Annotated in this window: 21 protein-coding genes and 1 pseudogene; 13 read left to right on the top strand and 9 right to left on the bottom strand. The window is 70.2% G+C overall.

Features of this window, described 5'->3' with window-relative positions; translation table 11 throughout:
- The first annotated feature begins 165 nt into the window (after positions 1-165).
- The 4 genes from TX83_RS23420 (at position 166) to TX83_RS16325 (ending at position 4,852) form a co-directional block, all read left to right on the top strand.
- The gene (locus tag TX83_RS23420) at positions 166-342 is read left to right on the top strand and encodes a DUF6229 family protein (protein ID WP_087960746.1); all 177 of its coding nucleotides are present in this window, start codon (positions 166-168) and stop codon (positions 340-342) included.
- Between the two features lie 38 nt (positions 343-380).
- The gene (locus TX83_RS23415; RefSeq protein ID WP_087960745.1) at positions 381-557 is read left to right on the top strand and encodes a DUF6229 family protein; all 177 of its coding nucleotides are present in this window, start codon (positions 381-383) and stop codon (positions 555-557) included.
- Between the two features lie 178 nt (positions 558-735).
- A complete protein-coding gene (locus tag TX83_RS16330) occupies positions 736-3,570 on the top strand; it encodes a type 2 lanthipeptide synthetase LanM family protein (RefSeq protein WP_064749028.1) in 2,835 nt (944 codons plus the stop codon).
- A gap of 67 nt (positions 3,571-3,637) precedes the next feature.
- Entirely contained in the window at positions 3,638-4,852 is a 1,215-nt protein-coding gene (locus TX83_RS16325; protein WP_064749027.1) for a glycosyltransferase, read from the top strand.
- 175 nt (positions 4,853-5,027) lie between these two features.
- Here TX83_RS16325 and TX83_RS16320 read toward each other — a convergent pair whose 3' ends face one another.
- Entirely contained in the window at positions 5,028-6,377 is a 1,350-nt protein-coding gene (locus tag TX83_RS16320) for an MFS transporter (protein ID WP_064749041.1), read from the bottom strand.
- 197 nt (positions 6,378-6,574) lie between these two features.
- Positions 6,575-7,555, bottom strand: a complete 981-nt coding sequence (locus TX83_RS16315) for an NADP-dependent oxidoreductase (protein WP_079248266.1) — start codon at positions 7,553-7,555, stop codon at positions 6,575-6,577.
- Between the two features lie 3 nt (positions 7,556-7,558).
- Here TX83_RS16315 and soxR point away from each other — a divergent pair.
- The 4 genes and pseudogenes from soxR to TX83_RS16295 all read left to right on the top strand — a co-directional run.
- A pseudogene (soxR, locus tag TX83_RS16310) lies at positions 7,559-8,051 on the top strand (redox-sensitive transcriptional activator SoxR); the annotation flags it as partial.
- Between the two features lie 351 nt (positions 8,052-8,402).
- The gene (locus TX83_RS16305) at positions 8,403-8,912 is read left to right on the top strand and encodes a DUF1993 domain-containing protein (protein WP_064749026.1); all 510 of its coding nucleotides are present in this window, start codon (positions 8,403-8,405) and stop codon (positions 8,910-8,912) included.
- Positions 8,913-9,682: 770 nt separating this feature from the next.
- Entirely contained in the window at positions 9,683-10,150 is a 468-nt protein-coding gene (locus tag TX83_RS16300) for an Ig-like domain-containing protein (RefSeq protein WP_064749025.1), read from the top strand.
- Positions 10,151-10,771: 621 nt separating this feature from the next.
- Positions 10,772-11,062 (top strand): DUF6916 family protein, encoded by a 291-nt coding sequence (locus TX83_RS16295; protein WP_064749024.1) that lies wholly within the window; start codon positions 10,772-10,774, stop codon positions 11,060-11,062.
- Positions 11,063-11,071: 9 nt separating this feature from the next.
- Here the strand turns inward: TX83_RS16295 and TX83_RS16290 are convergent, their stop codons facing one another.
- The 4 genes from TX83_RS16290 to TX83_RS16275 all read right to left on the bottom strand — a co-directional run bounded on the left by TX83_RS16290 (position 11,072) and on the right by TX83_RS16275 (position 13,349).
- On the bottom strand, positions 11,072-11,581 hold the full coding sequence (locus TX83_RS16290) for a GNAT family N-acetyltransferase (RefSeq protein ID WP_064749039.1): 510 nt from the start codon (positions 11,579-11,581) through the stop codon (positions 11,072-11,074).
- Positions 11,582-11,649: 68 nt separating this feature from the next.
- Positions 11,650-12,177, bottom strand: coding sequence for a phage tail protein (locus tag TX83_RS16285; protein ID WP_064749023.1), 528 nt, complete (start codon positions 12,175-12,177; stop codon positions 11,650-11,652).
- A gap of 46 nt (positions 12,178-12,223) precedes the next feature.
- Positions 12,224-12,754, bottom strand: a complete 531-nt coding sequence (locus TX83_RS16280) for a phage tail protein (protein WP_064749022.1) — start codon at positions 12,752-12,754, stop codon at positions 12,224-12,226.
- A gap of 64 nt (positions 12,755-12,818) precedes the next feature.
- Positions 12,819-13,349 (bottom strand): phage tail protein, encoded by a 531-nt coding sequence (locus TX83_RS16275; RefSeq protein WP_064749021.1) that lies wholly within the window; start codon positions 13,347-13,349, stop codon positions 12,819-12,821.
- Between the two features lie 305 nt (positions 13,350-13,654).
- Here TX83_RS16275 and TX83_RS16270 point away from each other — a divergent pair, with 305 nt between their 5' ends.
- Positions 13,655-18,679 (top strand): putative Ig domain-containing protein, encoded by a 5,025-nt coding sequence (locus tag TX83_RS16270; RefSeq protein WP_079248262.1) that lies wholly within the window; start codon positions 13,655-13,657, stop codon positions 18,677-18,679.
- A 220-nt stretch (positions 18,680-18,899) separates the two neighbouring features.
- Positions 18,900-19,469 carry an HD domain-containing protein gene (locus TX83_RS16265; RefSeq protein WP_064749038.1) on the top strand — a complete coding sequence of 190 codons (570 nt, stop codon included), beginning with the start codon at positions 18,900-18,902 and terminating at the stop codon, positions 19,467-19,469.
- A gap of 154 nt (positions 19,470-19,623) precedes the next feature.
- Here the strand turns inward: TX83_RS16265 and TX83_RS16260 are convergent, their stop codons facing one another.
- A complete protein-coding gene (locus tag TX83_RS16260; RefSeq protein ID WP_064749019.1) occupies positions 19,624-19,935 on the bottom strand; it encodes an HPF/RaiA family ribosome-associated protein in 312 nt (103 codons plus the stop codon).
- A 261-nt stretch (positions 19,936-20,196) separates the two neighbouring features.
- Here TX83_RS16260 and TX83_RS16255 point away from each other — a divergent pair, with 261 nt between their 5' ends.
- Complete coding sequence (locus TX83_RS16255) at positions 20,197-20,937, top strand: sulfurtransferase (protein WP_064749018.1); 741 nt, start codon at positions 20,197-20,199, stop codon at positions 20,935-20,937.
- Positions 20,938-21,126: 189 nt separating this feature from the next.
- Positions 21,127-21,756 carry a hypothetical protein gene (locus tag TX83_RS16250; RefSeq protein WP_141233532.1) on the top strand — a complete coding sequence of 210 codons (630 nt, stop codon included), beginning with the start codon at positions 21,127-21,129 and terminating at the stop codon, positions 21,754-21,756.
- A gap of 303 nt (positions 21,757-22,059) precedes the next feature.
- Here the strand turns inward: TX83_RS16250 and TX83_RS16245 are convergent, their stop codons facing one another.
- Positions 22,060-23,319 (bottom strand): TIGR03862 family flavoprotein, encoded by a 1,260-nt coding sequence (locus tag TX83_RS16245; protein WP_064749016.1) that lies wholly within the window; start codon positions 23,317-23,319, stop codon positions 22,060-22,062.
- A 125-nt stretch (positions 23,320-23,444) separates the two neighbouring features.
- Here TX83_RS16245 and TX83_RS16240 point away from each other — a divergent pair, with 125 nt between their 5' ends.
- Complete coding sequence (locus TX83_RS16240; RefSeq protein ID WP_064749015.1) at positions 23,445-25,079, top strand: serine hydrolase; 1,635 nt, start codon at positions 23,445-23,447, stop codon at positions 25,077-25,079.
- A gap of 897 nt (positions 25,080-25,976) precedes the next feature.
- Here the strand turns inward: TX83_RS16240 and TX83_RS16235 are convergent.
- A complete protein-coding gene (locus TX83_RS16235) occupies positions 25,977-26,888 on the bottom strand; it encodes a LysR substrate-binding domain-containing protein (RefSeq protein WP_064749014.1) in 912 nt (303 codons plus the stop codon).
- Positions 26,889-26,899 lie beyond the last annotated feature (11 nt).

Below are 26,899 nucleotides of genomic sequence, written 5' to 3'. Positions count from 1 at the left end.
GGCGCGGAGTTGCCAGGGGACGGTGTCCGAAGCCGATGAGGCTCGCTCCGCCGTCCGCAACGACTCCGTGCACGTTCGCCGTCACCGATCGGAATCGGCCCGTCTGCCGGCATCCCGGCGCGGGCCGCCACCGATTCCAATCATGTATTGAACAAGGAGAGGTTTATGCAGATCGACGACATCGTTTCGGGCTGGCTCAACGGTTCGGAAGACATGAACCCGGCGGGTCCGCTGTATATCGAAGGCGCCGCCGCGACCGAAGCCGCGCTGACCGACACCGCCCTGCCGCTGCTGACCCGTTGCAGCAGCTGCAGCGCTTCCGGCGGCGGCCAGTGCTGCTGATCCAGCGCTGAACGTCTGTTACCGACAAGGAGAGGTTCATGCAGATCGAAGACATCGTTTCGGGTTGGTTGAACGGTTCGGAATCGGAAAACCCGGCCGGCCCGCTGTACGTCGAAGGCGTCGCCGCGACCGAAGCCGCGCTGACCGACACCACTCTGCCGCTGCTGACCCGTTGCAGCAGCTGCAGCGCTTCCGGCGGCGGCTACTGCTGCTGAGCAGACGCTGAGCCAGCGCGGACTCGCTCCCGGCGCGAGCCGGGAGCGAGTCCGATCTTGCGGGCCGGCCCTGCCGCCCGCCGAACTCCGCCGCAGCCTGCGCCGGCGCCGATCCCGCGAACGCGAACGGCCCGCGCCAGCCCGCGGTTCCGTGGATTCCGCAGGACGCACCGACACGATGAGCGAACCCAGCAACGGCGAGTCGTTCCTTCCGATCATCGAAACCTTCACCGCCGAGCCGCGCGCCCGACTGGACGCGACCCTGGCCGGCCTGGCGCCGAAGCTGGACCGCGACGAGATCGCGCTGTTGCGGCAAGTCGGCGCGCAGACCCTCAACGACAATGCGCGGCTCAAGCTCAGCCGCACCTTGCTGCTGGAGTTGCATGCCGCACGCCTGGGCGGGCAGTTGCCGGCGCAGGACGATGTCGAGCAATTCCAGCAGTTCATCACCCTGGCGCTGCAGCCGGAGTTCGACCCGCATTTGCGCCGGCGCTATCCGGCCCTGCATGCGCGCCTGCAGCGCACCCTGGAGCTGCAGCGCCTGGCGCTGGAAGCGTTGGCCTCACGCATCGCGCAGGACCGCGAGCGCCTGGGCGAACTGCTCGGCCGCGCCCCCGGGCGTCTGCTCGCGGTGCAGCCGGGCGAGGGCGACCGCCATGCCGGCGGCCAGACCGTGGTCCGGCTGGGTTTCGAAGGCGGCCGGATCATGTACAAGCCGCGATCGCTGCGCATCGACCTGGCCCTGGACGCGTTCCTGGCCCGCGTGTTCGGCGACGATCCGCTGCGGATCCGGGTGCCGTACGCGCTCGACTGCGGCGACTACGGCTGGACCGGCTTCGTCGACCACCGCTACTGCGACGGCGACGCCGAACTGGGCACGTTCTACCGCAATCTCGGTCATTGGCTGGCGGCGATGCAGTTGCTCGGCGGCACCGACCTGCACCAGGAAAACCTGATCGCGGCCGGGCCGGTGCCGGTCGCGATCGACGTCGAAAGCCTGTTCGCGATCGAAGTCGATACGCCGCCTTCGGCGCGCGGCCGCGCCTTCGATCTGGCCTCCGAACTGATCCGCACGTCGGTGCTGCGCACCGGCATCGTGCCGTTCCGCGCGCCGGTGCTCGGCTTCGGCGGCGTCGACATCTCCGCCGCCGGCGCGCTGCCCGGCGAACAACCGCAGATCCGCATGCCGGCGATCGCCGACGAAGGCACGGCGCGCGCGCGGCTGGAGATCGTCAGCACCGACTTCGGCCAGTCGCAGAACCATCCCAGCCCCCATCCCGAGGTGACCCGGTTCTGGGACCGGATCAGCGAGGGATTCGTCGAGGCCACCGCGCGCCTGCGCGCGCTCGATGCCGAGGGCGCGCTGGAGCCGCTGCTGCGCGGCTTCCTGGGCTGCCCGGCGCGCGACATCCGCCGGCCGACCCAGGCCTATGTCGAGATCATGCGCATGCTCTGGCATCCGGCCTCGCTGCACGACGAGCCCAAAGCGATCGAGCGCGCCCGCGACATTCTGCGCCGCAACGCCGTCGCCCTGCCGATCGCGCCCTCGTCGGCGCACGAGATCGACGGCGAGATCGAAGACATGCGCATCGGCGACGTGCCGATCTTCGTCGCCCCGCTGGACCCGGCGCGGATCGAGGAGACCTTGCAGCGCTGGCGGCGGATGCGGGTCGAACTGGAGGAACTGACCATCCGCAGCGCCCTGGTCACGGTCGATCTGAATCAGCGACTGGGCAAGAACGAGCGCGTGCGCGCCGACATCGTCGCCCGTCATCCGCACGCCGAGCGGCTCGACCAGCGCCGGCGCGCGGCCGCGGCGCAGGCGGTGGGGCAATTGCTGCGCCTGGCGGTGTACGGCGACGACGGCAGCGTGACCTGGATCAGCCCGGTGCTCGGCGATACCGGCTGGGTGACCCGGCCGCTGCAGGCAGACCTGTACACCGGCTTGGGCGGTGTCGCGCTGAGCCTGGCCGGCTATCTGCACGAATGCCGCGCGGGACGCGCCGATCCGGTCGAAGGCCTGGAGCCGGCGCTGGACGGCGCCTTGAGCGCGGTGCGCGCGATCGAGCAGGCCGACAGCCCGAGTACGGTCGGCGGCATGATCGGCTACGGCGCGCAGATCTGGACCTGGATCGCCTTGCACGATCTGCTGCAACGGCCGCAGATGCTGGAATGGGCGATCGAACGCGCGCAGGCCCTCGATGCGGCCGGCTTCGACGCCGACCGTTACCTGGATCTGCTGGAAGGGGCCAGCGGCGCGATCGTGCCGTTGCTGCAACTGGCCGACGCCAGCGGCGACGCGCGCTGGCGCGAGCTGGCGGCGCGCGCGGCCCGGTTCATGGAATCGCAGGCGATCGTCGACGACCGCGGCGCGCGCTGGCCGTCGACGATCTTCGACGCGCCGATCGGCGGCTACGCCCACGGCGCCAGCGGTATCGGCTGGGCGCTGAGCCGGATCGGCCACAGCGCCGCCGGCAGCGCCGAGGACCGTGCCCGCTGGCGGGCCCTGGCCGAACGCGCCTTCGCGTTCGAGGACGGCTTGTACGACGACCGCGCCGGCTGCTGGCGCGATGCGCGCATCGCCGACGAAGACCAGTTCCTGCACGCCTGGTGCCACGGCAGCGTCGGGATCGGCCTGGCCGCCTGCGACCTGTACGAACTCACCGGCGACGCGCGCCATCTGCGCGATCTGCGTCGCGCCGCGCAGGCCGCGCGCGGCTTCGGCTGGGGCGCCAGCCATACCCTGTGCCACGGCGATCTGGCCCTGTGGGAGCTGCTGGCGCGCGCCGCACGGCTGGACCCGGACGGCGGTTGGGGCGATCCGGCCGAGCACACCATGCAGATCGTGTCGGCGATCGAGGAGCATCGCGGCGCGGTCGGCAGCCGCGCCCGCGACGCATTCACGCCGGGCTTGATGACCGGCGTCGCCGGTGCGGTGCATGCGCTCAACCGCATGCACCCGGACTGCCCCCTGGCCACGCCGTTGGTGTTCGAGCGGCGCGCCGGGCATTGAAGCGGGCGCGGCGGGCCGCCCGGTCCGCCGCCACGATTCGGTCATGGGCGGAGGCTAGGCTGGCGGGATGAACATCCTGATGCTGTCGGACGTCTACTTCCCGCGGGTCAACGGGGTGTCGACCTCGATCCGCACGTTCGCCCAGTCGCTGGCGAGGATGGGGCATTCGGTGACCGTGGTGGCGCCCGATTACGGGCCCGGCAGCGGTCAGGAGCAGCACGACAGCGACGAGTTCGAACTGATCCGGCTGGCTTCGCGGGTGATCTTCTTCGACCCCGAGGACCGGCTGATCCGCGCGCCGGAGCTGCGCCGCATCATGCCCGCGCTGGCGGCGCGGCATTGGGACGTGATCCACGTCCACACGCCGTTCCGCGCCCACCGCATGGGCGTGCGCCTGGCCGAGCTGACCGGCCGGCCGACGGTCGAGACCTACCACACCTATTTCGAGGAATACATCGGCCACTACCTGCCGTGGGCGCCCGCGCCGCTGCTGCGCTTCGTCGCCCGGCGCCTGTCGCGCATGCTCTGCCACGGCGTCGATCACCTGATCGTGCCCTCGGAGCAGATGGCCGAAGTGCTGCGCCGCTACGGCGTGACCACCGCGGCGACGGTGCTGCCGACCGGGATCGACCTGAGCGAATTCGCCCGCGGCGACGGTACGCGTTTCCGCATCGCCCACGACATCGCCGCCGATCGGCCGACCCTGGTCACGGTCAGCCGGTTGGCGGTTGAGAAGAACATCGCGTTCCTGTTGCAGACGGCGCGGCGGCTGGTCGCCGAGTTTCCGCGGCTGATGTTCATCATCGCCGGCGAAGGGCCGGACGCGCCGCGCCTCAAGCGTCTGGCGCACGAATACGGCCTGGACGCGAACGTGCGTTTCTTCGGCAACCTGGACCGGCGCACGACCCTGCTCGATGCCTACCGGGCCGGCGATGCCTTCGTGTTCGCCTCGCCGACCGAGACCCAGGGCCTGGTGCTGATCGAGGCCATGGCGCTGGGCGTGCCGATCGTCTCGACCGCGGTAATGGGTACGGCGACGGTGCTGCGCGATGCGCGCAGCGCCCTCATCAGCGACGAAGACGTCGATGCGTTCGCCGGCCACGTGGCGCGATTGCTGCGTTCGCCGGAACTGCGCGCGCAATTGTCCCAGGCGGGGCCGCAGGACGCCCGCGCCTGGAGCACCGAAGGGCTGATGACGCAGGTGGTGGCGCTGTACCAGCGTCTGGCCCAGGAGCGTCCCTTGCCGCGCCGCGGCGCCCAGGCCGCCGCGCAGCAGGGGTAGGGCGGCGCAGGCCGCGACCACGCGACGCGCAGACCGGACAACGGCGAAAGCGCCGCCATCGAAGCCGTGTCGTCGTTCTCGCAGGGGCGATGCATCTGCTTCGGCTGCCGCGCTTGCGCGCGTCGCAGCGCTTGTCCCGACTCGAGGCCGAAGGACATCCGCGGGAGTGCCGCTTCTACCGGCTTGAAGGCGCCGTTGCGACCCGCACCCGCGACGCCAGGCCCAGGCCGAGCAGCGCCAGCGCCGCAGCGATCGCGAACCCGCACAGATACGCCAGCAGGTGCGAGCGGGTCAGCAGCGCGGCGAACAGCGAGCCGCCGATCGCCAGTGCCGTGGCTGTGAAGATGGCATCACCCAGATGCAGTGCGGAGGAACTCTCGCCCTGGCGTTCCGGCGGCGACAATTCCAGCATCAACACCGACAGGGTGGGGTACATCAGTCCCATCCCGAAGCCGGCGAGGACCCAGCCGGCGATGCCCAGCGCAAGCGGCGTCGCCGCCCAAGCCAGCGCGCCGATCGCGATCACGCCCAGGCCGAGCAGGGCCATGCCGGCCTGCAGGAAGCGCCGCGCATCGGCGTCGGCCGGCGCGCGGCCGCGGAACCAGGAACCGGTCGACCAGCCGATCGCGCCGAGGGTCAGCACCAGCCCGGCCCAGGTCGGCGACAGTCCGCGTTCCTGCGCCAGCAGCAGCGGGATATAGGCCTCGCTCAGGAAGAACGCGCCGGCGGCGAGGCCGCGCAGCGCGACCACGGTCGGCAGCCCGCGCTTGGCGCGCAACGCGCCGGGCGGCAGCAGGCGCGAGGCGGCCGCGGCCAGGGCGGCGACCGCCGCGCCGATCCACAGCCAGGCGGTGGCGTCGCGCAATTGGCCGCCGTAGTGCAGGGCGAGCAGGCTGGCGGTGGCCAGCAACGCCCACGCCATCCGCGCGCGTTGCATCGCCGCGATCGCGGCCGCGGCCGCGCTCGGCCCCAGCCCGCGCAGCGCCGGCAACACCAGCCAGGCCGCCACCGCCGCGGCCAGCGGCACCGACAGGAACACCCAGCGCCAGCCCAGGCTCTCGACGATGGCGCCGCTGATCGCCGGGCCGACGATCGCCGGCACCACCCAGGCCGCGGCGAACGCGGCGAAGATGCGCGCGTGCAGCTGCGGGGGATATACGCGCCCGACCACCACGTACAAGGCCACCGAAATCAGTCCGCCGCCGAAGCCTTGGACCACCCGTCCGGCGATCAGCCACGGCATCGAGGGCGCGGCTCCGGCCAGCAGCAAGCCGAGCGCGAACCAGGCGATGCCCTGGCGCAGCGGCGCCGCCGGCCCGCGCGCGTCGGCCCAAGGCCCGGCCGCGACCATGCCGACCACGCTCGCGGCCAGGGTGCCGGCAAAGGCCAGCGCGTACAGGGACAGGCCGTCGAGCGATCGGGCGACCGTCGGCATCGCGGTGGTCACCGCCAGCGCTTCGAACCCGACCAGGGCGACCAGGGCGACCGCGCCTGCGGTCAACGCGCGATACGCCGGCGCGAACAGCCCCGGTCCGCCGCGGCCGCTGTCGGGAGGGGCTTCGGCGACGGCCGACCCGGCCCGCTGGGCCAGTTCCGCTTCGCCGGGGACCGCCGCCGCAGCCCCTCCCGGCAACGGCCGCGATCCCGAGGGAGCGGTCCCGAACCCTGCAGGGGCGTCGAACGCTTCCTCTGCCGCGATGGGCGAGAGGGATCCGTCGTGATTCATGCGAACAACTCCGTCGTTGCGTTCTGATAGACCATCAACACCACCTTGCCGCGCCCCGGACCGCGCTCGACCGCGCGGTGCGCCTCGGCCGCGCGGGCCAGCGGAAACATTTCGCGCACATGCACCAGCAGGCCATGGCGCAGGTGCGCGCCGACCAGTTCGGTCAGGCCGGCGCGGCTGCGCTCGCTGCGCAACGAGAGCAGACGTTGGCGGCGCAGGCGGGACGCGCCGCGCAGGCTGACGATGCGCTGCGCCGGCGCGCCCAGTTCCAGCCAAGCGGGGCGGGGCGCGCCGCCGAGCGCATCGAACACCGCGTCGACGCCGCCCGGGGCTACGGCGCGCAACTGCGCCAACCCGGCCTCGTCTTCGCCGATCGCGAGCGCGCCGAGCGAACGCAGGTAATCGTGATCGGCGGGCGTGGCGCTGCCGACCACACGCAGGCCCCAGGCGCGGGCCAACTGGACGGCGACGCTGCCGACATCGCCAGCGGCGCCGTGGATCAGCAGCGTCTCGCCCGCGCGCAAACGCAGCGCGCGCAGCGCCGCCAGCGCGGTCTGGCCGGTCGCCGCGAGCGCGCCGGCGACCGCCCAGGACATGCTCGGCGGCTTGTGCACCACCTGTTCGGCCGGCACGGTCAGCACTTCGGCATAGCTCATCGCCACCGCCCAACCCAGCACTTCGTCGCCGATCTTCAGGTCGCCGACGTCGCTGCCGACTTGATCGACCACCCCGGCGAACTCGTTGCCGAGCCGGCGCGGAAATCCGCCGGGCGCCGCGGCGCGGCCCGCGCGCAGGGCGATGTCGCCGGGACGCACGCCGGCCGCGCGCACCCGGATCCGCACTTCGCCCGGACCCGCCTGCGGCATCGGCAAATCGATCGCGCGCAGCACCTCGGCATCGCCATGACGGTCGTACACCACCGCCTTGACCTGCGGTATCGAGGCGGAGACGGCGTTGCGGAGTTCGGCGGCGGCCATGGCTTGACCCGATTTGGACTTGCGGCGCAGCATAGAACCTCAACCAAAGTTGAGGTCAAGGGCGATGAGCATGGCGATGGAGCTCTCGGTAGGCCAGGTCGCCGAACGTTCCGGCGTGGCGGTGTCGGCGCTGCATTTCTACGAGGCCAAGGGGCTGATCCACAGCCTGCGCACCGCAGGCAACCAACGCCGCTACAGCCGCGACACCTTGCGCCGGATCGCGCTGATCCGGGTCGCGCAGCGGGTCGGCATACCGCTGGCGACGATCCGCGAAGCGTTGGACACGCTGCCGGACTCGCGCGTGCCCAGCCGTGCCGACTGGGCGCGGCTGTCGGCGGCATGGAAGGAAGAGCTGGAGCAGCGCATCGCTCACTTGAGCTTGATGCGCGACACCCTGGACCAATGCATCGGCTGCGGCTGTCTGTCGCTGGACCGGTGCCGGATGGCCAACCCCGGCGACAGTTGGGGCGAGCAGGGCGCCGGTGCGCAACGTTGGGCGGCGGCGCTTGCGCGACCGCATCGGCGCCGCGGCGCCGCAACCGCGACTCGGGCCGTGGCGGGCAAGACCGCCGGGGAGATGAGCGAGGCGGGCTCCGGCGCGGCCGGCGGCAAGGGGGCGGCCGGTAAGCGATCGGCCGTCGGAAAGGTGTGTTCCAAGCCCGTGCGTACGCGCTCGGATTGATTCGCGCCTATGCCGGTGCGGGGCGGTCCGCCGCGCTGCACGGCGAAGCGGCGCCCTGGGCGATGCGGCAGGCGCGGCGGAAAATGTCCGTCGCCCCTGCGTCCGGCCGCAGCCATGTGCGCTGCGGCGGCGTACCATGCGCGTTTTCCCACCACGGTCTTCGCCATGACGATTTCGATGTATTCCGCTTCGGTGCCGGTGATCCGGCAGATGCTCGGCAGCCTGTCGACGATCCTGCAGCGCGCGCAGGAGCATGCCGGCGAGCGCGGCATCGATCCGGACGCCTACCTGCAGGCGCGCCTGTTTCCGGACATGTTTCCGTTGCTGCGCCAGGTCCAGATCGCCTGCGACTTCGCCAAAGGCGTGAGCGCCCGTCTGGCCGATGTCGAAGTGCCTTCCTACGAAGACAACGAGCGCGACTTCGCCCAATTGCAGGCGCGCATCGCCAAGACCCTGGCCTTCGTCGACGGCCTGGAGCCGGCGCTGTTCGAGGGCGCGGAGGATCGTGAAGTCGTGCTGCGTCCGGGCACGCCGAAGGAACGCCGCTTCGGCGGCCAGGACTATCTGGTGCGCTACGGCTTGCCGCAGTTCTTCTTCCACGTCACCACCGCCTACGCGATCCTGCGCCACAACGGCCTGGCGATCGGCAAGCGCGATTTCATGGGCGAGCACTGAGTCGTCCGGCGCGCGGCCGCCCGGCCGTGCGCACCTTCGCGGGCCTCGATTCGGTCGCGGCGCAAGCCGCGACAACGCAGACAACCCCACTGCGATGAAACTTCCCGTAGGGAGCAGGTCGCGACCCGCGTTACCCCTGCCCCTGAACGGGCATGCCCCTTCTGTAGGAGCGGCGCAAGCCGCGACCGCGACAACGCAACTACGACGAAACTTCCCGCGCGGGGCTAGTCGCGGCTCGCGTCGCACCTACCCCTGAGGGGCATGCCCCCTGTAGGAGCGGCGCAAGCCGCGACCGCAACAACGCAACTGCGACGACCCTTCCCGCAGGGCGCGGGCCGCGACTCGCGTTGCTCCTCCCCCCTGAGCGGACACGTACGAGTGCCGAGACCGTTTCGGTCAACGGGTTTCGGCCTTGCCCAATGCGCTGCCGCTGCCGCGCCGTCTCAGGCTTTGATCCGTCTCGCGCCGACACTGCCGATCCGGTCCGGGACGTCCGCCGCGAGGCAACGTATCCCTGCCTGCCGCGTCCTGCCGCGAGCGGCGCAAATCGAAACGCGAGCCTCGCCGATCGAAATATCCCGACTCTGGTCGCGCCCCGTCTCGGCCTCTGCGACGCGCTCTTGCGATCATGCTTTCCCGGCAGCGACAGGACGTCGCGACGGGTCCGGAAACGGCAGGGAGCGCGGTCGAGGAACGGCCGCAACGTCGCCAGGCGCAGGGATGCGCGGTCCGGAGTTGCATTCCCCCGTTCTCAACCAGAAGGAGTTGGCATGTTGTCCAAGAGTATCAAGGGGCCCGCCGTACTGTGCCTGAGCCTGTTCGCGGTCGGCATCGCCGGTGGTGCCCCGAGCACCCTGCTGTCGTCGCTGACGATGTCGGCCGCGTCGTTCGCCGGCGCCGCCGAGGCGGTCGAACGCGGCGTGAGCGATCTGGATCGCTATCGCCCGCTTGCGGCGGCCGACCTGGTCACCAACAGCATCGATGGCGCCGCTGCCACGGTCGCGCTGCGCGGCTCGATCGGCGACGGTTCGGTCCTGCGCTACAGCATCGTCGAAGCGCCGAAGCATGGCGCGGTGCGGCTCGACGAGGGCCGTGCGACCTACACGCCCGATCCGGGCTTCGAAGGCGTCGACACTTACGTCTATCGCGTACACAGCGGCGAGGCGAGCGTCGATGCGGTGGTCGCGGTGACCGCGATCGGCGGCGCGGCGGTCACGCGCGCCGTGGCGGCCTTGTAGGCCCGCGCATCCGCTCCGGCGTGCTCGCGCCGGGGCCACCGGTACCCCCCGGAAAGGGGTAGGGGAACGGCCGCCGGCGCAGGGCGCCACGGCCGACCGCGCGAACCGGCCTGGGTGCGCACGATGTGCGCCGTGGGTCCGCCGCTCGCCGTGTCGTGGCGGCGAGGGCAGCGACCGCGGCGCCGAAGGCGCGCCGCCGGTTTCGCGTCATCCCCGGGGTCGGCCGGTCCGCGGCGCCCGCCGGCATTGCCGGGCGGATGCCGCGGCCGGTGCGGCACCGCACTGTGTCCGGACGCGCTAGGGCCGGACGCGCCAAGTCAGGACCTGGCATTGCCCGGGTCGATCGTTGGAAAACTTTCATCTCCGTCAGTGATGAAAGCAGGGACGGGCAGGGACGCCCGGCCGTCGGCGGCTCCGGCCGTCGTTATCGCGGACTGGGACCGCGGTGGCGGCGACCGGGGCCGGCGATCGCGCACCGGGGCCAACCTGTGTCGCGGAGCGCCGCACGGGACGTGCGCTGCGCCCGAGCAGGAGTTCGCCGTCGGTCGCGAATCCGCAAGCAGGACTTGCATCAAGCGCCGCCTGCGGTGACGATGCGGCCTCGGCTTGGGGAGGCCTGGGATGGAACTGCTGACGCTGGAACACTTCGCTTCGCACGTGAACGAGACCTATTCGGCGCAGCTCAACGACGGCGAAGTCCCGTTCGTGCTGGTCGAGGCGCGCGCGCTCAGCACCCGCCCGCAACAGGCGATGCGCATGCCGTTTTCGCTGCTGTTCCGCAACGGCTCCTCGTTCCTGTTTCCGCAGCAGACCTATCTGATGCGCCACGACTCGATCGGCGAGATCGGCATCTTCCTGGTGCCGGTGGCGCGCGAACGCGAAGGTTTCCTGTATCAGGCGATCTTCAACTGAGATCCCGCCTCAGGCGTGCGCGCGCGGCGCGGGCGCACGCCAGCGCATTGCGGCGTGGGTCGGCAGATCTTCCTCGTGCTCGAAGCCCAGGCGCTCATACAACCGTCGCGCCGAATCGTTGCCGTGCTCGACGTGCAGGCGCAGGCCGCGGCCGCATTCGGCGGCGTCGGCCTGGGCGCCGCCGATCAACGCCGCGCCCAGGCCCTGTCCGCGCTGGCCCGGGGCCAGGCCGATATCGACCAGCAGGTGTTCCGGCGCGCGGCGCAACAGATAAAGCCGGCCGATCGGCGCATCGCCGCGTTCGACGATCAGGAACTGGGCGTCGGCGTAGTAGCGGGTGTAATGCAGATGCTGCATGGCGAACTGCTGATCGAGGAAAGCGGTCAGCGCCGCGGCCGGCCAACCCAGCGGCGCGAACTCGGCCGCGCGCCGTTCGCGGTAATGCAGGCGCAGCCATTCGATATCGTCGTCGCGCGCGGCGCGCAAGGACACGCCCTGCGCCGACAGCGACTCGGGCAAGCGCAGGCACGGGCCGCCGCGATGCGGCGGCGGAAACGACAGCGTCGGCGTCGGCCCGTGCACTGCGGTCAGCCGAACGAGGGGAACACGCCCTGCAAGGCGATGCAGAAGTTCATCGCCAGGTAGGGCTGGCGGTTCTCGTGCGGTTGGCCGCCGCCGGCGGGCTGGATCACGGTCGGCGGGAAGGGCGAATCGGCTGGCCCGTTGAAGAATGCAGAGGCCAACGGGCTGCCCAGGGCGTTGCCATTCGCTGGCGAGGGCTGCCGCTTGGTCGTGTCGTTTTGGCTGTAGATCTGCATGGGGTGGGTATGGGCCGGCATCTCTTGCGAAGTGAGCGTTACGCTATTAGAGCCGAATGTTTCGCCGATGGTGCGATCGGTCAGGCCCAGTCCCTGGCCTTGCTCGCAGGCGGCGCGATTGACGAGATTGGGCAGTTGGAAGGTCGTCTGGCCGTTGCCGCCGTACTGGGTGCCCAGCAGGGAGAACAGCGCGGTATTCTGCTGAATCGCCAGAGTGGCGCCGTTGCAGAAGGCCCAGCCGCGCGGCGGGAAGTTGAAGCCGAACAGCTGGATCTGGCCGATGAAGGGTTCGGACATGGTCTTGCTCCTGGTGCTGGTGCGTCCCGCGATGCGGGACGCCGTATCAAGTCTGCGACGGGTAGATGCCGGCCCAGGCGATGCAGAACTGCACCGTAAGGGTGGGCATGAGGTTGTCGTGCGGCTGGGTGCCGCCGGCCGGCGTCACCGCGGCAGCTGCCTGCGGGACCGGCGGCAGGCCGGTGATATCGGTCAGATACATCGTGTCGCCGCTCAGGGCCCCCAACTCCACCGTCGATCCAGGCTGCTTGACGGTGGAAAGCAGTGTGGTCGCCACCACCGTGTGAGTGTGTTGCGGCATCTGGCCCGAAACCAGGGTGACGCTTTCGACGCCGCTGCGCTGGCCGATGACATAGGGGCTCAAGCCCGGGCCGTTGCCGAAATGCACCGGCACGCGGCCGCGCAGATCGGGTACGGCGAAGGTGGACACGCCGTCGCCGCCGTAGGTGGTGCCGAGCAGGACGAACAAGGTCTCGTACTGGGAGATCGGGTAGAGGCTGCCGTCGCAGGCAAACCAGCCGGTGGGTACCCGGCCGAATCCGAACATGCGGATCTCGCCGACGTAAGGTTCGCTCATGGTGTGGACTCCGTAACGCGGATGCTGAAAGAAAGCCGGACGGGCCGGCGCGTGGACCGGTGCGTCAGTTGCGCGACGGGTAGATGCCGACCAGAGCGATGCAGAAATTGATAGCGAGGTAGGGCTGCACGTTCGTGTGAGGCTGGGTGTTGCCTTGTGGACCCAGCGTGGCCTGCGACAACGCTACTTGCGGGCCGTTGGTGAGCGCGTACATGTCGAGGGTAGACTTGGCGTAGTAATTGTTGCGGGCGGTGCGCACGTCTGCGGCGCCGCTGGTACCGACCAGTCCGTGAGTGTGGGTCGGCAACTGCGTACTGAGCAGGGTGACGTTCTCGACGCCGCCGGTTTCGCCGATGTTGTAAGGAGAGGGGTTCCAACCCGGATCGACCGAATTGCCGAAGCCCACCGGCGTTCGCCCCTGCAGGTTGGGCAGGGCGAAATTGGTCTGGCCGTTGCCTCCGTACTGCGTCCCCAGCAGCGAGAACAAGGCCTGGTTTTGAGCGATCGCCAGCAACTGCCCGTTGCAGAAGGCGAAGCCTTTCGGAGGGAAGTTGAATCCCCCCATGATGATTTGTCCCAAGAATACTTCTGTCATCTCTTCCCCCGGAGGATGGCGTCCGAACCGTTTTCGGGTCGGATTGCGGAACGGATCGCGGCCGGCTCGCCCGTCGAGCGACGGTGGCGACAACCGACCGGAGCCGCCATGGCGCATACGCGCCATGACTTGGCTTAACGCAAAGTCGGGGCAAAGGCGGCCGCTTTTTCCGTCGAATTGCGTAACTGGTCGAGAAAGGGGCGTCGTCCAGGCAAGACGGGCGCGCAAAAGCCGGATTTGGCAAAGCGGAGCTTCGGCAGTTGGGGGCGAGGAATCGCACCAAGGCCGGGGCGGGGGGCTGGACTATGGTTGGGCATGGCATGCATGGCGCGAACTCGCATCATTTGCGCGGTTTGAGGCGGCTTCAGCGCTGCGGCGCTGTTTTGATGCTTTTGGCGGTGTCGTTGCTGTGGTCCGGCTGGGCAACGGCCGGCATCTACTGCACTACGTTCACGATCTCCGTCGCGAACGGAGGAACTCATGTCCTAGACGCCGGTGCCTGCGACGGTCCCGATGACAGCGGTATCGGTAATATCGCCACGCCTCCGACTCATGGCGTGGCATCGACCGATCCGCTTGCCCAACTCGTTACCTACACACACAACGGAAATACAGCGACAAGCGACAGCTTTGTTTTCCGGGATGGCATAGGCGGCTTTGTCACCGTCAACGTGAACATCAGCGCGCCGACGTCGCCGATTACCGTCACCCCGGCGACCATTTCGCCGGTCCTTGGACAGCCATTCAATGCCACTATGGCCGCCAGCGGCGGCACGGACCCTTATACCTTCGTCCAAACGAGCGGAACCTTGCCGACTGGGCTGAGTTTTGCGTCCGGTACTTTCAGCGGTACGCCGACGCAACGCGGTACTTTCTCGGTTTCGATTACGGTGACCGATTCGAGCACGCCGACACCGTTGAGCACTGTCAAAAGTTACAGCATCGCTGTTCCCACGGTCGTGCCGACGATTTCACCCGCTACGCTGCCAGCTATGGCTGTCGGTGTTGCATACAACACCGCCCTCGCCAGCAGCGGTGGCGTGGCGCCTTACAGCTATTCAGTGCAGGCCGAACCCGATTCGCTGCCGCCGGGATTAAGTTTGAGCGCCGGTGGCGTGATCAGCGGCACGCCCACTACAACCGGCACCTACACCTTCCGCATCCTGTCAGACGACGACAGTACCGCGCAGGACGCTTCGCAGAACATCGGCAGCCGCCTGTACACCGTCACCGTCGCGGCGGCGCCGACCATCGTCGTCAGCCCGCCGACGTTGTCCAATGCGACCTCCGCGGTCGCTTACAGCCAATCCCTCAGCGCTACCGGCGGCACCGGGCCGTACACGTTCGCGGTCACCGCCGGTAGTCTGCCGGCGGGCCTGACCCTGTCTACGGGCGGCGATCTCAGCGGCACGCCGACCGCGGTGGGAACCTTCAACTTCACCGTCAGTGCCACCGACGCCAACAGCTTCGTCGGCAGCCGCGCCTACAGCCTGGTCGTGGCGGCGCCGAACATCAACGTCGATCCGCCGGTCCTGCCGGCAGCCACGGTCGGGGTGGCTTACAGCCAGACCCTGAGCGCCAGCGGCGGCAACGGCAGCTACACGTTCTCGGCACCGCCGGGCGCTTTGCCGCCGGGCTTGAACATCAGCGCCGGCGGCGTTCTGTCGGGCACGCCGACCGCGGGCGGGTCGTTCAATTTCATGATCATCGCCGCCGACCAGAGCACCGGCGCCGGCGCACCCTACACCGGCTCGCGCGCTTACATCTTCACCATCAATCCGGCGACGGTGACCCTGCCGGCAACCACTCTGGCCAACGGCACGCTGGGTGCGGCCTACAGCGCCGCCCTCAACCCGGCCAGCGGCGGCACCTCGCCCTATACCTATGCCTTGACGGCCGGCTCGCTGCCGCCGGGCGTGACCCTGTCGGCCAGCACCGGCAACCTCAGCGGCACGCCGACTGCGCCGGGCACCTTCAATTTCGCCGTCGTCGCGACCGACTCCAGCACCGGCTCGGGACCATACAACTCGGCGCCGCGCGGCTATACGCTGCAGATCGCCGACATCGCGCCGATCGCCAACCCGGTCTCGGCCTCCGTCGCCTACAACGCCGGAGCCACCCCGATCGCCTTGTCGATCACCGGCGGCACGCCGACCTCGGTCGCGATCGGCAGCGCCCCGGCGCACGGCACCGCGATCGCCAGCGGCGCCTCGATCACGTACCAGCCGACGGCCGGCTATTACGGCGCCGACAGCTTCACCTACACCGCCACCAACGGCGTCGGCACCTCGGCGCCGGCGACGGTCTCGATCGTCGTCGCTCCGCCGACGATCACGGTCACCCCGACGGGTTCGTTGAATGCCCAGGTCGGCGCCGGCTACAGCGTCGGCTTCACCTGGAGCGGCGGTACCGCGCCTTACGCCAGCTACAGCGCCAGCGGACTGCCGACGGGCCTGAGCCTGACCGCCACCGGCAGCGACAGCCTGACCGTCAGCGGCACGCCCGCCCAGGCCGGCAGCTTCACCGTCAACGTCCAGGCCACCGACAGCAGCACCGGCGACGGGCCGTCGACGAAGTCGGAATCGTTCACCCTCACGGTCGGCGCGCCGACGCTGAGCATGACCCCGTCCGCCGGCACGGTATCGATGCCGTACGGCGTCGCCACCACGGTGAATTTCAGCGCCAGCGGCGGTACCCCGGCGTACTCGTACTCGCTGACGGCCGGTTCGCTCCCGGTCGGCGTGAGCTTCAGCTCGGCCGGCGTGCTCAGCGGCACCCCGACCGTGCCGGGCAGCTATTCGCTGACCGTCCGCGCCACCGATTCCAGCACCGGTACCGGCGCGCCGTTCTCGATCGACCAGAACTACGTGATCCAGGTCGGCGCGCCGAGCATCACCATCGACCCGCCGAGCCTGCCCGACGGCACCGCCGGCACCGCCTACAGCGAGAACTTCAGCGCCAGCGGCGGCGTCGCGCCGTACAGCTACTCGCTGTTGGCCGGCTCGCTGCCGATCGGGATGAGCTTCAGCTCGGCCGGCGCGCTGTCCGGCGTGCCGCGCAGCGACGGCAATTTCAGCCTGACCGTGCGCGCCACCGACGCCAACGGCCAGAACGCGAGCGTGGTGCGGACCCTGCGCATCGACCCGGCGACGGTGGTGATCTCGCCGTCGACCTTGCCGAACGGAGTGGTCGGCAGCGCCTACAGCCAGAGCCTGAGCAGCAGCGGCGGCATCGCGCCGTACACTTACTCGATCGTGTCCGGCGCGCTGCCGGTCGGAATCGCGTTCTCCTCGGCCGGCACGCTGAGCGGCACGCCGGTGCTGGCCGGCAACTACAGCTTCACCGTGCGCTCGACCGACGATGCCGGCTACAACCGCACCATCGGCTACAGCATCGTCGTCGCCGACGCGGTGCCGGTCGCGGTCGACGACAGCGCCAGCACCTTGGCCAACGTCCCGGCGACCATCGATGTGGTCGCCAACGACACCGGCATCATCGCCTCGATCGCGGTGGCGACGCCCCCGAGCCACGGCAGCGCCGCGGTTAGCGGCACCGCCGTGGTCTACACGCCGGCCGCCAACTATTTCGGCAGCGACAGTTTCACCTACACCGCGACCGGTCCGGGCGGCACCTCGGCGCCGGCGACCGTGACCGTGACGGTCGCGGCGCTGCCGGTTCCGGTCGGCCAGCCGCAGACCGCGACCACGCTGTCGACCACGGCGGTGACCATCGATGCGGCGACCGGCGCGAGCGGAAGCCCGTTCACCGGCGTGACCCTGTTGGCGCCGCCGAGCTCGGGCACGGCGACGGTCGACGGCACGCGCATCGTCTACACCCCCGCCGCCGACACCGCCGGCGCGATCGCTCTGACCTACACGCTCAACAACGCCTTCGGCCCGTCCGCGCCGATCACCTCGACCATCACCGTCAACGCGGTGCCGGTGGCGGTGTCGCGGCGGGTGCGCACGGTCGCGGGCGCAACGGTCGTGGTCGAGCTGACCACCGGCGCGCGCGGCGGCCCGTTCACCGCGGCCCATCTGGTCTCGCTGACCCCGGCCGGTTCGGGTACGGCGGCCATCGTCGGCTCCGGCGGCGGGTTCCAACTGCGCTACACGCCGGTGATCGGTTACGCCGGCGTGGCCGTGGCCAGCTTCACCATCAGCAACGCGCATGCGACCTCGGCGGCGGCGATCGAGATAGAAGTCGCGCCGCGCAGCGATCCGTCCAAGGACGCCGAAGTGCTCGGCCTGCTCGGCGCGCAGACCTCGGCGGCGCGGCGTTTCGCCAACAGCCAGATCGGCAACTTCCAGCGGCGCATGGAGGGCCTGCACGAAGGCGGCGAGAACGGCGCCCGCTTCGACAACGGGCTGAGCTTCTCGATCGACTCGCGCTGCCGCGACGAAGCGCGCCGCACTCCGGGCAGCGATTGCCGTCAGCCGCTGTTGGGCGACGACAGCGCGGCGCTGGCCGAGCCGGCGCCGGTGGCCGGCAGCGGCACCCGCTACGGCCTGTGGACCGGCGGCACGATCAACAGCGGCAACCGCGACGGACGCAGCGGCTCGGCCGGGTTCGATTTCGAGACCAGCGGCATCAGCGCCGGCGCCGACGTGCGCCTCAGCGACGCCTTCGCCCTCGGCGGCGGCGTCGGCTACGGCCGCGACGACACCGACGTCGGCCAGCGAGGCAGCCGCAGCGAGGCCGAAAGCTACAGCCTGGTCGGCTACGCCAGCTATCACCCGGGCAAGACCTTCTATCTCGACGGCCTGCTCGGCTACCAGTGGCTCTCGTTCGACACCCGCCGCTACGTTACCGACACCGGCGGCACGGTAAGCGGTTCGCGCGACGGCAAGCAGTGGTTCGGTTCGGTCTCGGCCGGCTTCGAGCACCAGCGCGACCGCCTGCGGGTGACCCCGTACGCGCGCCTGGACATCGCCCGTGCGCGCCTGCACGGCTACACCGAGCACGGCGATCCGCTGTACGCGCTGCGCTATCGCGACCAGGACGTCGACACCACCACCACCAGCCTGGGTCTGCGCATCGACTACCGTTACGACATGAGCTGGGGGCGCTTGTCGCCGCGGGTGCTGTTGGAGTACCAGCACGACTTCGAGGACGACAGCATCGCGACGATGAGCTATGCCGACATGCTCGGCGGACCGTTCTACCGCGCGCGCGTCGTCGGCCTGGACCGCAATCGCTACGTGTTCGGCCTCGGCGCTGTGCTGCAGGGCGAGCGCGACTGGGCGCTGCGCTTCGAATACCGCGGCCTGTTCGGCAGCGGCAACGACGACGACCACAGCGTCCTGATCAACTTCGAGAAGAAGTACTGAGATCGGGGCGGGCGCGGCCCAGGCCGCGTCCGCCGCCGCAAGGACGATGCGCGGGGGAGGGCGCGCGCGGCGGTCGCCGAAATGCCAAGATGGGGCTCCGTTCCGTCGTGCGGTCGCCGCAATGCCCGATCCCGTTCCGCCTTCCGTCGAACGCGTGCCTGCGCGATTGTCCGCAGCGGCGCTGGCGCAGCTGCCGTTGAGCCTGCCCGACGAGCTGCGCATGGCGCTGGAGTCGGCCTATGCGACTCCGCCGCGGGCCTATCACAACCTCGGCCATGTCGCCGAAGTGCTGGGCCACTACGCCGATGTCGCCGCCGGCCCGGGCTGGCGGCAGCCGATGGAGGTCGCATTGGCGGTGCTGTACCACGATGCGGTCTACCAGGCCGGCCGGCGCGACAACGAGGCGCGGTCGGCGCAGTTGGCGCGCGAGCACATCGCGCGTTGGCTGCCCCTGGCCGGGATCGACGCCGATCGCGTCGCCGAACTGATCGAATTGACCGCGCGCCACGGCGCGATCGCGCGCGAGGACGTGGACGAGGAAACCCGGCTGTTCCTCGACGGCGACATGGCCATCCTCGGCGCCGAGCCGGCGGCGTTCGACGCCTACGACCGCGGCATCGCCTCGGAGTACCGCGGCCACGTGCCGGGGCCGTTGTTCCGGCTCAATCGCCGGCGTTTTCTCAAAGGGCTGCTCAAGCGCGAGCGGATCTTCCTCAGCGACCACTACCACCGGCGCTACGACGCGGCGGCGCGCAACAACCTGCGCCGGGCCATCACCACCAAGCGCTGAGGGCCGGCGCGGCGCCGCAGGGCGTGCCGGCAAGAGAAAGGCGCGCCCGCAGTACGGGCGTGCCGGAGGGACGACCGGTTCGCGGTCGCCGGGGCCGCAGCGCCCGGCAAGGTCCGGCCAGGCGTGCGGAACGTGACGGGCAGGGAGGCGGCGCTTACGCGCTCAGGCGGCCCAGCGAACTGTCGAGCACGCGCTGCAGCTTGCGGGCCGCGCCGCTGATGGCCGCGCGCATGGTGTCGGCATCCTCGGTCGCGGCCACTGGCGGCCGGCCTTCGAGGCGGGCTTCGATGGTGCAGTGCTTGTCGCCGCCGCCGGCCTTGGCGCCGTTGACGTCGCGCAGATGCACTTCGACCCGGGTGACCTGGTCGCGATAGCGACCCAGGCTGTGATCGACCACGCCTTCGACGTGTTGGGCGAGCGATTCGTCGCCGCGCAGGTGGTGGTCGGTGTTGAGCTGAACCTTCATGCAGACGCCTCCTTTGGCGCAGTGAGAGGGCGAAGCCGCCGCCCCTGCGGCGGCTTCTCGCACGGTCCGCGCATTCGCGTTGCGGCCATGCCCTAAGTCCGACCGGGGATGCCGCAGAAGGTTCTCGCGACGTTCAGCTTCGGCCCAGCCGGAACATGCGAGCCTCGCGGATCGGCTGCGCGGACCGGCGCCCGATTCGGCAAAGACGGCCCGGCGGGCGCGCCGCCGGGGCGGATTCGGCGCGCAAGGTAGAATGGGCCGATGATCGTCAATATCGCCGCCTATCACTTCGTCGCCATCGCCGACCCGCCGGCCCTGGCCGCGCGTCTGCGCGAACGCGCCGAAGCGTTGCAATTGCGCGGCACCGCGCTGGTCGCGGGCGAGGGCATCAACCTGTTCCTGGCCGGCGCCGCGCAGGCGATCGAAGACTTGCTGGGCGAGTTGCGCGCCGATCCGCGTTTCGCCGATCTGATCGTCAAGTACAGCCGCAGCCGGGGCATGCCGTTCGCCCGGCTCAAGGTCAAGCTCAAGCGTGAGATCATCGCGTTCCGGCGCGACGGCGCTTCGCCGCTGCGCGAACGCGCGCCGACGGTGTCGCCGCAGACCCTGGCGCGCTGGCTCGACGCCGGCCGCGACGACACCGGCCGGCCGGTGGTGCTGCTGGACACGCGCAATCGCGAAGAAGTCGGCTACGGCAGTTTCGCCGACGCCCTGACCCTGCCGATCGACAACTTCACCGAACTGCCCGAGGCGCTGGCGCCGCATCGCGAGGCGCTCGCCGATGCGACCGTGGTCAGCTTCTGCACCGGCGGCATCCGCTGCGAGAAGGCCGCGCTGTGGCTGCGCGCCGACGGCATGGACAATCTGCTCCAGCTCGACGGCGGCATCCTGGGCTATTTCGAGCAGGTCGGCGGACGCCATTACGACGGCCGCTGCTTCGTCTTCGACGAGCGCGTCGCCCTGGATCCGCAGCTGCAGCCGTTGCACGACGCCGCAGCTTGACGGTTTAGACGGATTTCGCAACTTTTACCGTTTCTTACAAACTATTAACCCGGCCACGCCGGGCGAACGGTTAGGCTGCGCGTTCGTGTCGCGCCTGCGCCTTCGCGCCGGCCTCCCCCGACGACGCGCCGCGAGCGGGCGATCTGCGCATGGCAGGCGCCCGCGCTTGCATCAGAACGAGGATTTTCGATGAACCGACGCTCGCTTCCCGCCCTGTCCGCATTGGCGTTCGCCGTCATGGCGATCGCCGCCTGCAACCAGAGCGCGCCGGTCAACACTGCCGCCCCGCAGGAAACCACCGCAGCGCCGCCGCCGGCACCGCAGACGGTGCCCGATCCGGCCGCCGATCCGGGCACGCGCGCTTCGCCGCCGGTGCTGACCCCGGTCGCGCTGGGCACTTTCGAGCCCGGCAATCCGCTGGCCGAAGCCATGACCGGCAAACTGACCATCGACGATCTCGAGCTCAAGGGCGAGAACGGCGCGCTGTACAAGACCGAACGCGTCGCCCTGGTGCGCGGCGGCGATCAGTACGCGGCCGGCGAGACTTACGGCGCGATCATGCAAGTCGAGGCCAGCCAGGCGATCGAGTTGCGCCGGGTGATCGAGCAGAAGCCGCCGGAGAAGGCCCCGGCGAATGCCTACTGCGGCACCACCCCGACCGGCTTCATCGCTCTGGCCAAGGTCAGCGAGGCCACCGGCGACGTGATCAAGCTGATCGCGCTGCAGGGCAGCGACCTGCCGGCGGCGACGTCGCAGGGCGTGGGCCTGTGCGCGTCGATGTTCTACCTGGGCAAGGCGCAGGAGAAGGGCGCGGGCTGAGCGGCGGCCACGGCGGTCCCTGCGGTGCACCGCATGTCCGAGCTTCGGACGCAGCGCCGACGTGAACCGCTGCGGTAGTCGCCGCTTACGCCGCTCCTACAGGGGCGGCGTATGGCCGCGTTCTTGCAGGAGCGGCGTAAGCCGCGACAGCCGACGCGACGCGATGCCATGCAAGTACCCACAGACAGGCGACGCACGTGCGCTGGCCGGGATGGCGCGCATCCACGCCGGGACCACAGCGTTGACGCGCCGGTGCGGCGGTCGTGGCGACGAGCGCAGGAAAGTCCCCGTCGGGCGCCGCTGCTACGGGTCCGGAGCGGCCGCCAGCAAGCGGCGGGCGGCGGCTTCGCCGGCGATCAGGCCGCTGGCGAAGCAGGCGGTGAGCAGGTAGCCGCCGGTCGGCGCTTCCCAGTCGAGCATTTCGCCCGCGCAGTACACCGCGTCTGGCAGTCCTTGCAGGCGCAACTGCGCATCCATCGCCTCCAGGCGCACGCCGCCGGCGCTGCTGATCGCTTCGGCGATCGGGCGCGCGCCGCGCAGGCGCAGCGGCAGACGCTTGATCGTGCGCGCGACGGCGGCCGCGTCGTCGAGGCCGTGCTTGCCCAGGGTTTCGAACACCAGCGCGGCCTTGGCCCCGTCCAGCCCCGTCTGCCGGCGCAGGTGCTCGCCGACGCTGCGGCCGCGGCGCGGCTGGGCGAAGTCGCGTTGCAGGCGGTCCAAGTCGCGGCCGGGTGCGAGGTCCAGGTGCAATACGGTGTCGCCATGCGCGGCGATGGCGTCGCGCAGCATCGCCGACAAGGCATAGATCAGGCTGCCTTCGATGCCGCCGGCGGTGACCACGCATTCGCCCTGCAGTGCGCGTTCGCCCTCGGCATCGCGCCAATGCGCGACCACCGGCTTGAGCGGCGCTCCGGCATGACGCGAGGCGAAATGCTCGCTCCAGCCGATGTCGAAGCCGCAGTTGGACGGCTCCAGTTCGGCGATATCGATGCCGCGTTCGCGCAGCGGCGCCACCCAGGCGCCATCCGAGCCCAACTCCGGCCAACTGCCGCCGCCGAGCGCCAACACGCTGGCGCCGGCGCGCACCCGCAGTTCGCCATCGGGCGTGTCGAAGCGCAGCGCGCCGTCTGCGGCCCAGCCGGTCCAGCGGTGCTGTACGTGGAAGCGCACGCCGTCTTCGCGCAGCCGCCGCACCCAGCCGCGCAGCAGCGGCGCGGCCTTGCGGTCGAGCGGGAACACCCGCCCGGAGCTGCCGACATAGGTCTCGACGCCGAAACCGCGCGCCCACTCGCGCAGCGCATCGGCATCGAAGCGGTCGAGCCAGCGGCCGATCGCTTCGGCGCGCGCGCCGTAGCGGCGGTCGAAATCCGGCCGCGGTTCGCCGTGAGTGAGGTTGAGCCCGCCCTTGCCGGCGATCAGGAACTTGCGCCCCGCCGAGCCCTTGGCCTCGAACAGATCGACGTCGACCCCGAGCGAGCGCGCGGTCTGCGCCGCCATGAGGCCGGCGGGGCCGCCGCCGATCACGGCCAGGCCGGGCAGGGCAGGAAAAGAAACGGCGGACATGCGGTCGTGGGGGAGGAGGGGCGGACGGCCGCCTATTATGCCGCGCTCGCCATCGGCCCGTTCCGGCTCTGGCGCGGCGGCGCGGCATCGCCCACAGTGCGGGCTTCGCGTCCCGGAACCCGACCATGCCCCGATCCGACTGGAAGACCCAAGGCGCCGGCCTGCTGCTGTGCCTGAGCGCCGGCGTCGCCGGCGCAGCGCCGGCGACCGCACCGGCCGAGCCGGCGCCGCTGCCGGAGCCACTGCGCGACTTCGATGCCTACGTCGAAGGCGTGCGGCGCCAGTTCGAGGTGCCGGGGATCGCGGTGGCCATCGTCAAGGACGGCCGGGTGGTGCTGGAGCGCGGTTACGGCGTGCGCGAGCTGGGCAAGCCGGAAACGGTCGACGCCCACACCTTGTTCGCGATCGCGTCCAACACCAAAGCCTTCACCGCCGCTTCGCTGTCGATGCTGGCCGACGAGGGCAAGCTGGCTCTGGACGACCGGGTCATCGACCATCTGCCCTGGTTCCGCATGGCCGATCCCTACGTGACCCGCGAAATGCGCCTGCGCGATCTGCTCGCCCACCGTAGCGGCCTGGGCCTGGGCGCCGGCGACCTGCTGTACTGGCCGGGCACCGACTACAGCAACGAAGAAGTGGCGCGGCGCCTGGCCGACGTGCCCCTCAGCGGCGGCTTCCGCGCCCAATACGCCTACGACAACATCCTCTACGGCGTGGCCCAGCTGGTGATCGAAAAAGCCAGCGGGCAGAGCTATCGCGAGTTCCTGGCGCAACGCATCTTCCGTCCGCTGGGCATGGACGAAACCCGTTACAACAGCGATGCGCTTCGTCCGGGCGACAAGGTCGCCAGCGGCCACGCCAAGGCCGACTTCAAGGACTTGCAGCCGGCGCCGCGGATGACCTGGGCCAACGTCGCCGGCGCCGGCGGCCTGTATTCCAGCGTCCATGACATGGGCAAGTGGATGCGCGTGCAGCTCGACGGCGGCGTATACACGCGCAGCGGCGACAAAGAACAACGCTTGTTCAGCGCCCAGCGCCAGCAGGCGATGTGGTCGGTGGTGACGCCGATGCCGATCCTCGAGCCCTCGGTGCCGGAGCTGGCCGCGGCGAAGCCGAACTTCGCCGGCTACGGCGAGGGCTGGCAGCTCACCGATTATCGTGGCCGCAAGCTGGTGTGGCATACCGGCGGCTGGCCGGGCATGGTCTCGCGCGTGACCCTGGTGCCGGAGCACAAGCTCGGCGTGGTGGTGTTGACCAACGCCGAATTGCCGGGCGCGTTTCAGGCGGTGACTATGCGTGCGCTGGACGCGTATCTGGAGGCGCCGCGCACGGATTGGAATGCGGCCTATGCGGCGGCCCTGGCCAAAAGCCGCAGCAAGGCCGACGAAAGCTGGAACAAGCACGTGGCCGCGCGCGCGCCGGACTCTCGCCCATCGCTGCCGCCGCAAGGCTATGCCGGCACCTATCGCGATCCGTGGTACGGCGACGTGAGCATCGAGGCCGCCGCCGACGGCAAGCTGCGCCTGCGCTTCACCCGCACCACAGAACTGGTCGGTACGCTCGAGCACTGGCAGCACGACAGTTTCATCGTGCGCTGGGACCGGCGTTGGCTCAACGCCGATGCCTTCGTCAATTTCGCTCTGACTGCGGACGGCAAGGTGCGCGAGGTGCGCATGGAGGCGGTGTCGCCGCTGACCGATTTCAGTTTCGACTTCCAGGATCTGCGTTTGAGTCCGGTCGCGGCGACGACCGGTGCCTGATCCGCAGGTCCGCGGGTCTCCTGCAGGAGCGGCGCGAGCCACGCGCCCACGGGATACGCAGAGAGCCCAACGCCGACGCCAACGATCGAAGCCCGAAACCATGGCGGGGGTAGGAGCGGCCCAAGTCGCGACCGCTCTCTCGCCCGCTCGCGGCGTCTTTGTCCTCAGACCCTGTAGGAGCGGCGTAAGCCGCGACCAAGGAACGCGCAGATAAATCAACGCCTCCGCCGTTGACCGAAGCTCGAAACCTTCGCGCCGGCTTCTGTGGCAAAAGTTTCAAAGCAAAGCTTCCGTCCGCAAGCGGGCGGGTCACTTTCTGTGTCCAAGGCGATAACGTCCTACTGGATTTCCTTCGGTCAAAAGTAACCAAAGAAAACGCCATGGCGGTTTCGGCTCAAAAGCCCCTATGGGACGTGGTTTCCACGGGGCCGCTCCGCACCGGCCCTCCCTGCGGGCCGCCCTCCGGGGTTTCGGTGCGTTCTCGCGAGTTCGATGCGGCGCCAAGCTCGTTACGGCAATGGCAACGCCCCTGTCGCTGCGGTTGGGGCTGGAGCGGCGCGGGCCGCGACCGTCGCCACGGCCTCCGCGAGCGCCGTCGCCGAAGGGCGGGAAGCGGGGGAGCTTCGTTTTCATGTGTGGGGCCGGTTTCGGTGCACGGCGCCCCAACTTCCGCCGACAGGGCTCCGGTCCGCCGGCTCCCGCCGTCCGTCCGCCTCGGGTAGGGGGGCGGGGCGGTGCTGCGTTGTCTAGTCAAGACGGGATCGTCGTCGACCCGCCGTTTCGTCTCCAGGGGAGCGGCGGATGCTTGTGGTGCGTCGCGGGACCGTGCCCGCCGCGCCACTTACGGCCCCGCATCGCGGCGCTACGCGGTGCGGGGCCTTTCCTTGTCGCCGCCGCTCATTCCCAGGCCGCGGTGCCGTTCCGCGGCTCCAGCCGTTCGGCGAGGAAATCCAGAAAGCAGGCGATGCGCGAGGCCAATGGGGTGTTGCGGTAGTACACCGCGTTGATCGGCTGGCGCACGTCCAGGGTCTGCCCCGCCAGCACCTGCACCAGCTCGCCGCGGCGGCGGTCGTCGCGGGTCATGAAGTCCGACAGACAGACGATGCCTTCGCCGGCCAGAGCGAGCTGGCGTAAGGTCTCGCCGCTGGAGGCATGCAGCTGCGGCGCGATGTCGAGCTCGGCGCCGTGCGCATCGCGTAGCGGCCAGCGGTTCAAGGTCGCGGTCGGGGCGAAGCCGAGCAGGCGGTGCGCGCTCAGGTCGGCGACGCTGCGCGGTTCGCCGTGCGCCTGCAGATAGGCCGGGCTGGCGAGCACGCGCAGGCGGCTGCTGGGCAGCGGCCGGGCGTGCAGGGTGGAGTCGGCGAGGCGGCCGATCCGGATCGCGATGTCGGTGCGCTGTTCGATCAGATCGATGATCTGGTCGTTGGTGTTGAGCTCCAGCCCGATCTGCGGATAGCGACGGCCGAAAGCGCCGATCAGCGGCACGATCGCATGCAGCATGAACGGCGAGGCGGCGTTGATGCGCAGGCGCCCGGCCGGCTGTTGATGGCGCAGCGCCATCTGCTCTTCGACGTCCTCGACCGAGGCCAGGATGGCGCGTGCGCGGTCGAGCAGGGCTTCGCCTTCCTCGGTCAGCTCCAGGCGCCGGGTCGTCCGCCGCAACAGGGTGGTGCCCAGCTTGCTCTCGAGCCGGTTCAGGGTGCGGCTGACCGCGGACACGGTCTGCGCCAAGGCCTGCGCGGCGGCGGTGATCGAGCCGCTGTCGACCACGGCGGCGAAAGCCTGCAATTCGTCGAGGGTGATCTTCATGCGCCGCATTC

It is taken from the genome of Lysobacter antibioticus HS124 (genome assembly GCF_000336385.2).
Classification (GTDB): Bacteria; Pseudomonadota; Gammaproteobacteria; order Xanthomonadales; family Xanthomonadaceae; genus Lysobacter; species Lysobacter firmicutimachus.
The sequence above is the reverse complement of the archived record's forward strand: the minus strand, read 5'-3'. Positions and strand labels throughout refer to the sequence as shown.

Coding starts and splice junctions, on each gene's coding strand:
- TX83_RS23420 (WP_087960746.1), top strand. CDS start 166: ATGCAGATCGACGACATCGTTTCGGGCTGGCTCAACGGTTCGGAAGAC.
- TX83_RS23415 (WP_087960745.1), top strand. CDS start 381: ATGCAGATCGAAGACATCGTTTCGGGTTGGTTGAACGGTTCGGAATCG.
- TX83_RS16330 (WP_064749028.1), top strand. CDS start 736: ATGAGCGAACCCAGCAACGGCGAGTCGTTCCTTCCGATCATCGAAACC.
- TX83_RS16325 (WP_064749027.1), top strand. CDS start 3,638: ATGAACATCCTGATGCTGTCGGACGTCTACTTCCCGCGGGTCAACGGG.
- TX83_RS16315 (WP_079248266.1), bottom strand. CDS start 7,555: ATGGCCGCCGCCGAACTCCGCAACGCCGTCTCCGCCTCGATACCGCAG.
- TX83_RS16305 (WP_064749026.1), top strand. CDS start 8,403: ATGACGATTTCGATGTATTCCGCTTCGGTGCCGGTGATCCGGCAGATG.
- TX83_RS16300 (WP_064749025.1), top strand. CDS start 9,683: ATGTTGTCCAAGAGTATCAAGGGGCCCGCCGTACTGTGCCTGAGCCTG.
- TX83_RS16295 (WP_064749024.1), top strand. CDS start 10,772: ATGGAACTGCTGACGCTGGAACACTTCGCTTCGCACGTGAACGAGACC.
- TX83_RS16285 (WP_064749023.1), bottom strand. CDS start 12,177: ATGTCCGAACCCTTCATCGGCCAGATCCAGCTGTTCGGCTTCAACTTC.
- TX83_RS16280 (WP_064749022.1), bottom strand. CDS start 12,754: ATGAGCGAACCTTACGTCGGCGAGATCCGCATGTTCGGATTCGGCCGG.
- TX83_RS16275 (WP_064749021.1), bottom strand. CDS start 13,349: ATGACAGAAGTATTCTTGGGACAAATCATCATGGGGGGATTCAACTTC.
- TX83_RS16270 (WP_079248262.1), top strand. CDS start 13,655: ATGGTTGGGCATGGCATGCATGGCGCGAACTCGCATCATTTGCGCGGT.
- TX83_RS16265 (WP_064749038.1), top strand. CDS start 18,900: ATGGCGCTGGAGTCGGCCTATGCGACTCCGCCGCGGGCCTATCACAAC.
- TX83_RS16260 (WP_064749019.1), bottom strand. CDS start 19,935: ATGAAGGTTCAGCTCAACACCGACCACCACCTGCGCGGCGACGAATCG.
- TX83_RS16255 (WP_064749018.1), top strand. CDS start 20,197: ATGATCGTCAATATCGCCGCCTATCACTTCGTCGCCATCGCCGACCCG.
- TX83_RS16250 (WP_141233532.1), top strand. CDS start 21,127: ATGAACCGACGCTCGCTTCCCGCCCTGTCCGCATTGGCGTTCGCCGTC.
- TX83_RS16245 (WP_064749016.1), bottom strand. CDS start 23,319: ATGTCCGCCGTTTCTTTTCCTGCCCTGCCCGGCCTGGCCGTGATCGGC.
- TX83_RS16240 (WP_064749015.1), top strand. CDS start 23,445: ATGCCCCGATCCGACTGGAAGACCCAAGGCGCCGGCCTGCTGCTGTGC.
- TX83_RS16235 (WP_064749014.1), bottom strand. CDS start 26,888: ATGAAGATCACCCTCGACGAATTGCAGGCTTTCGCCGCCGTGGTCGAC.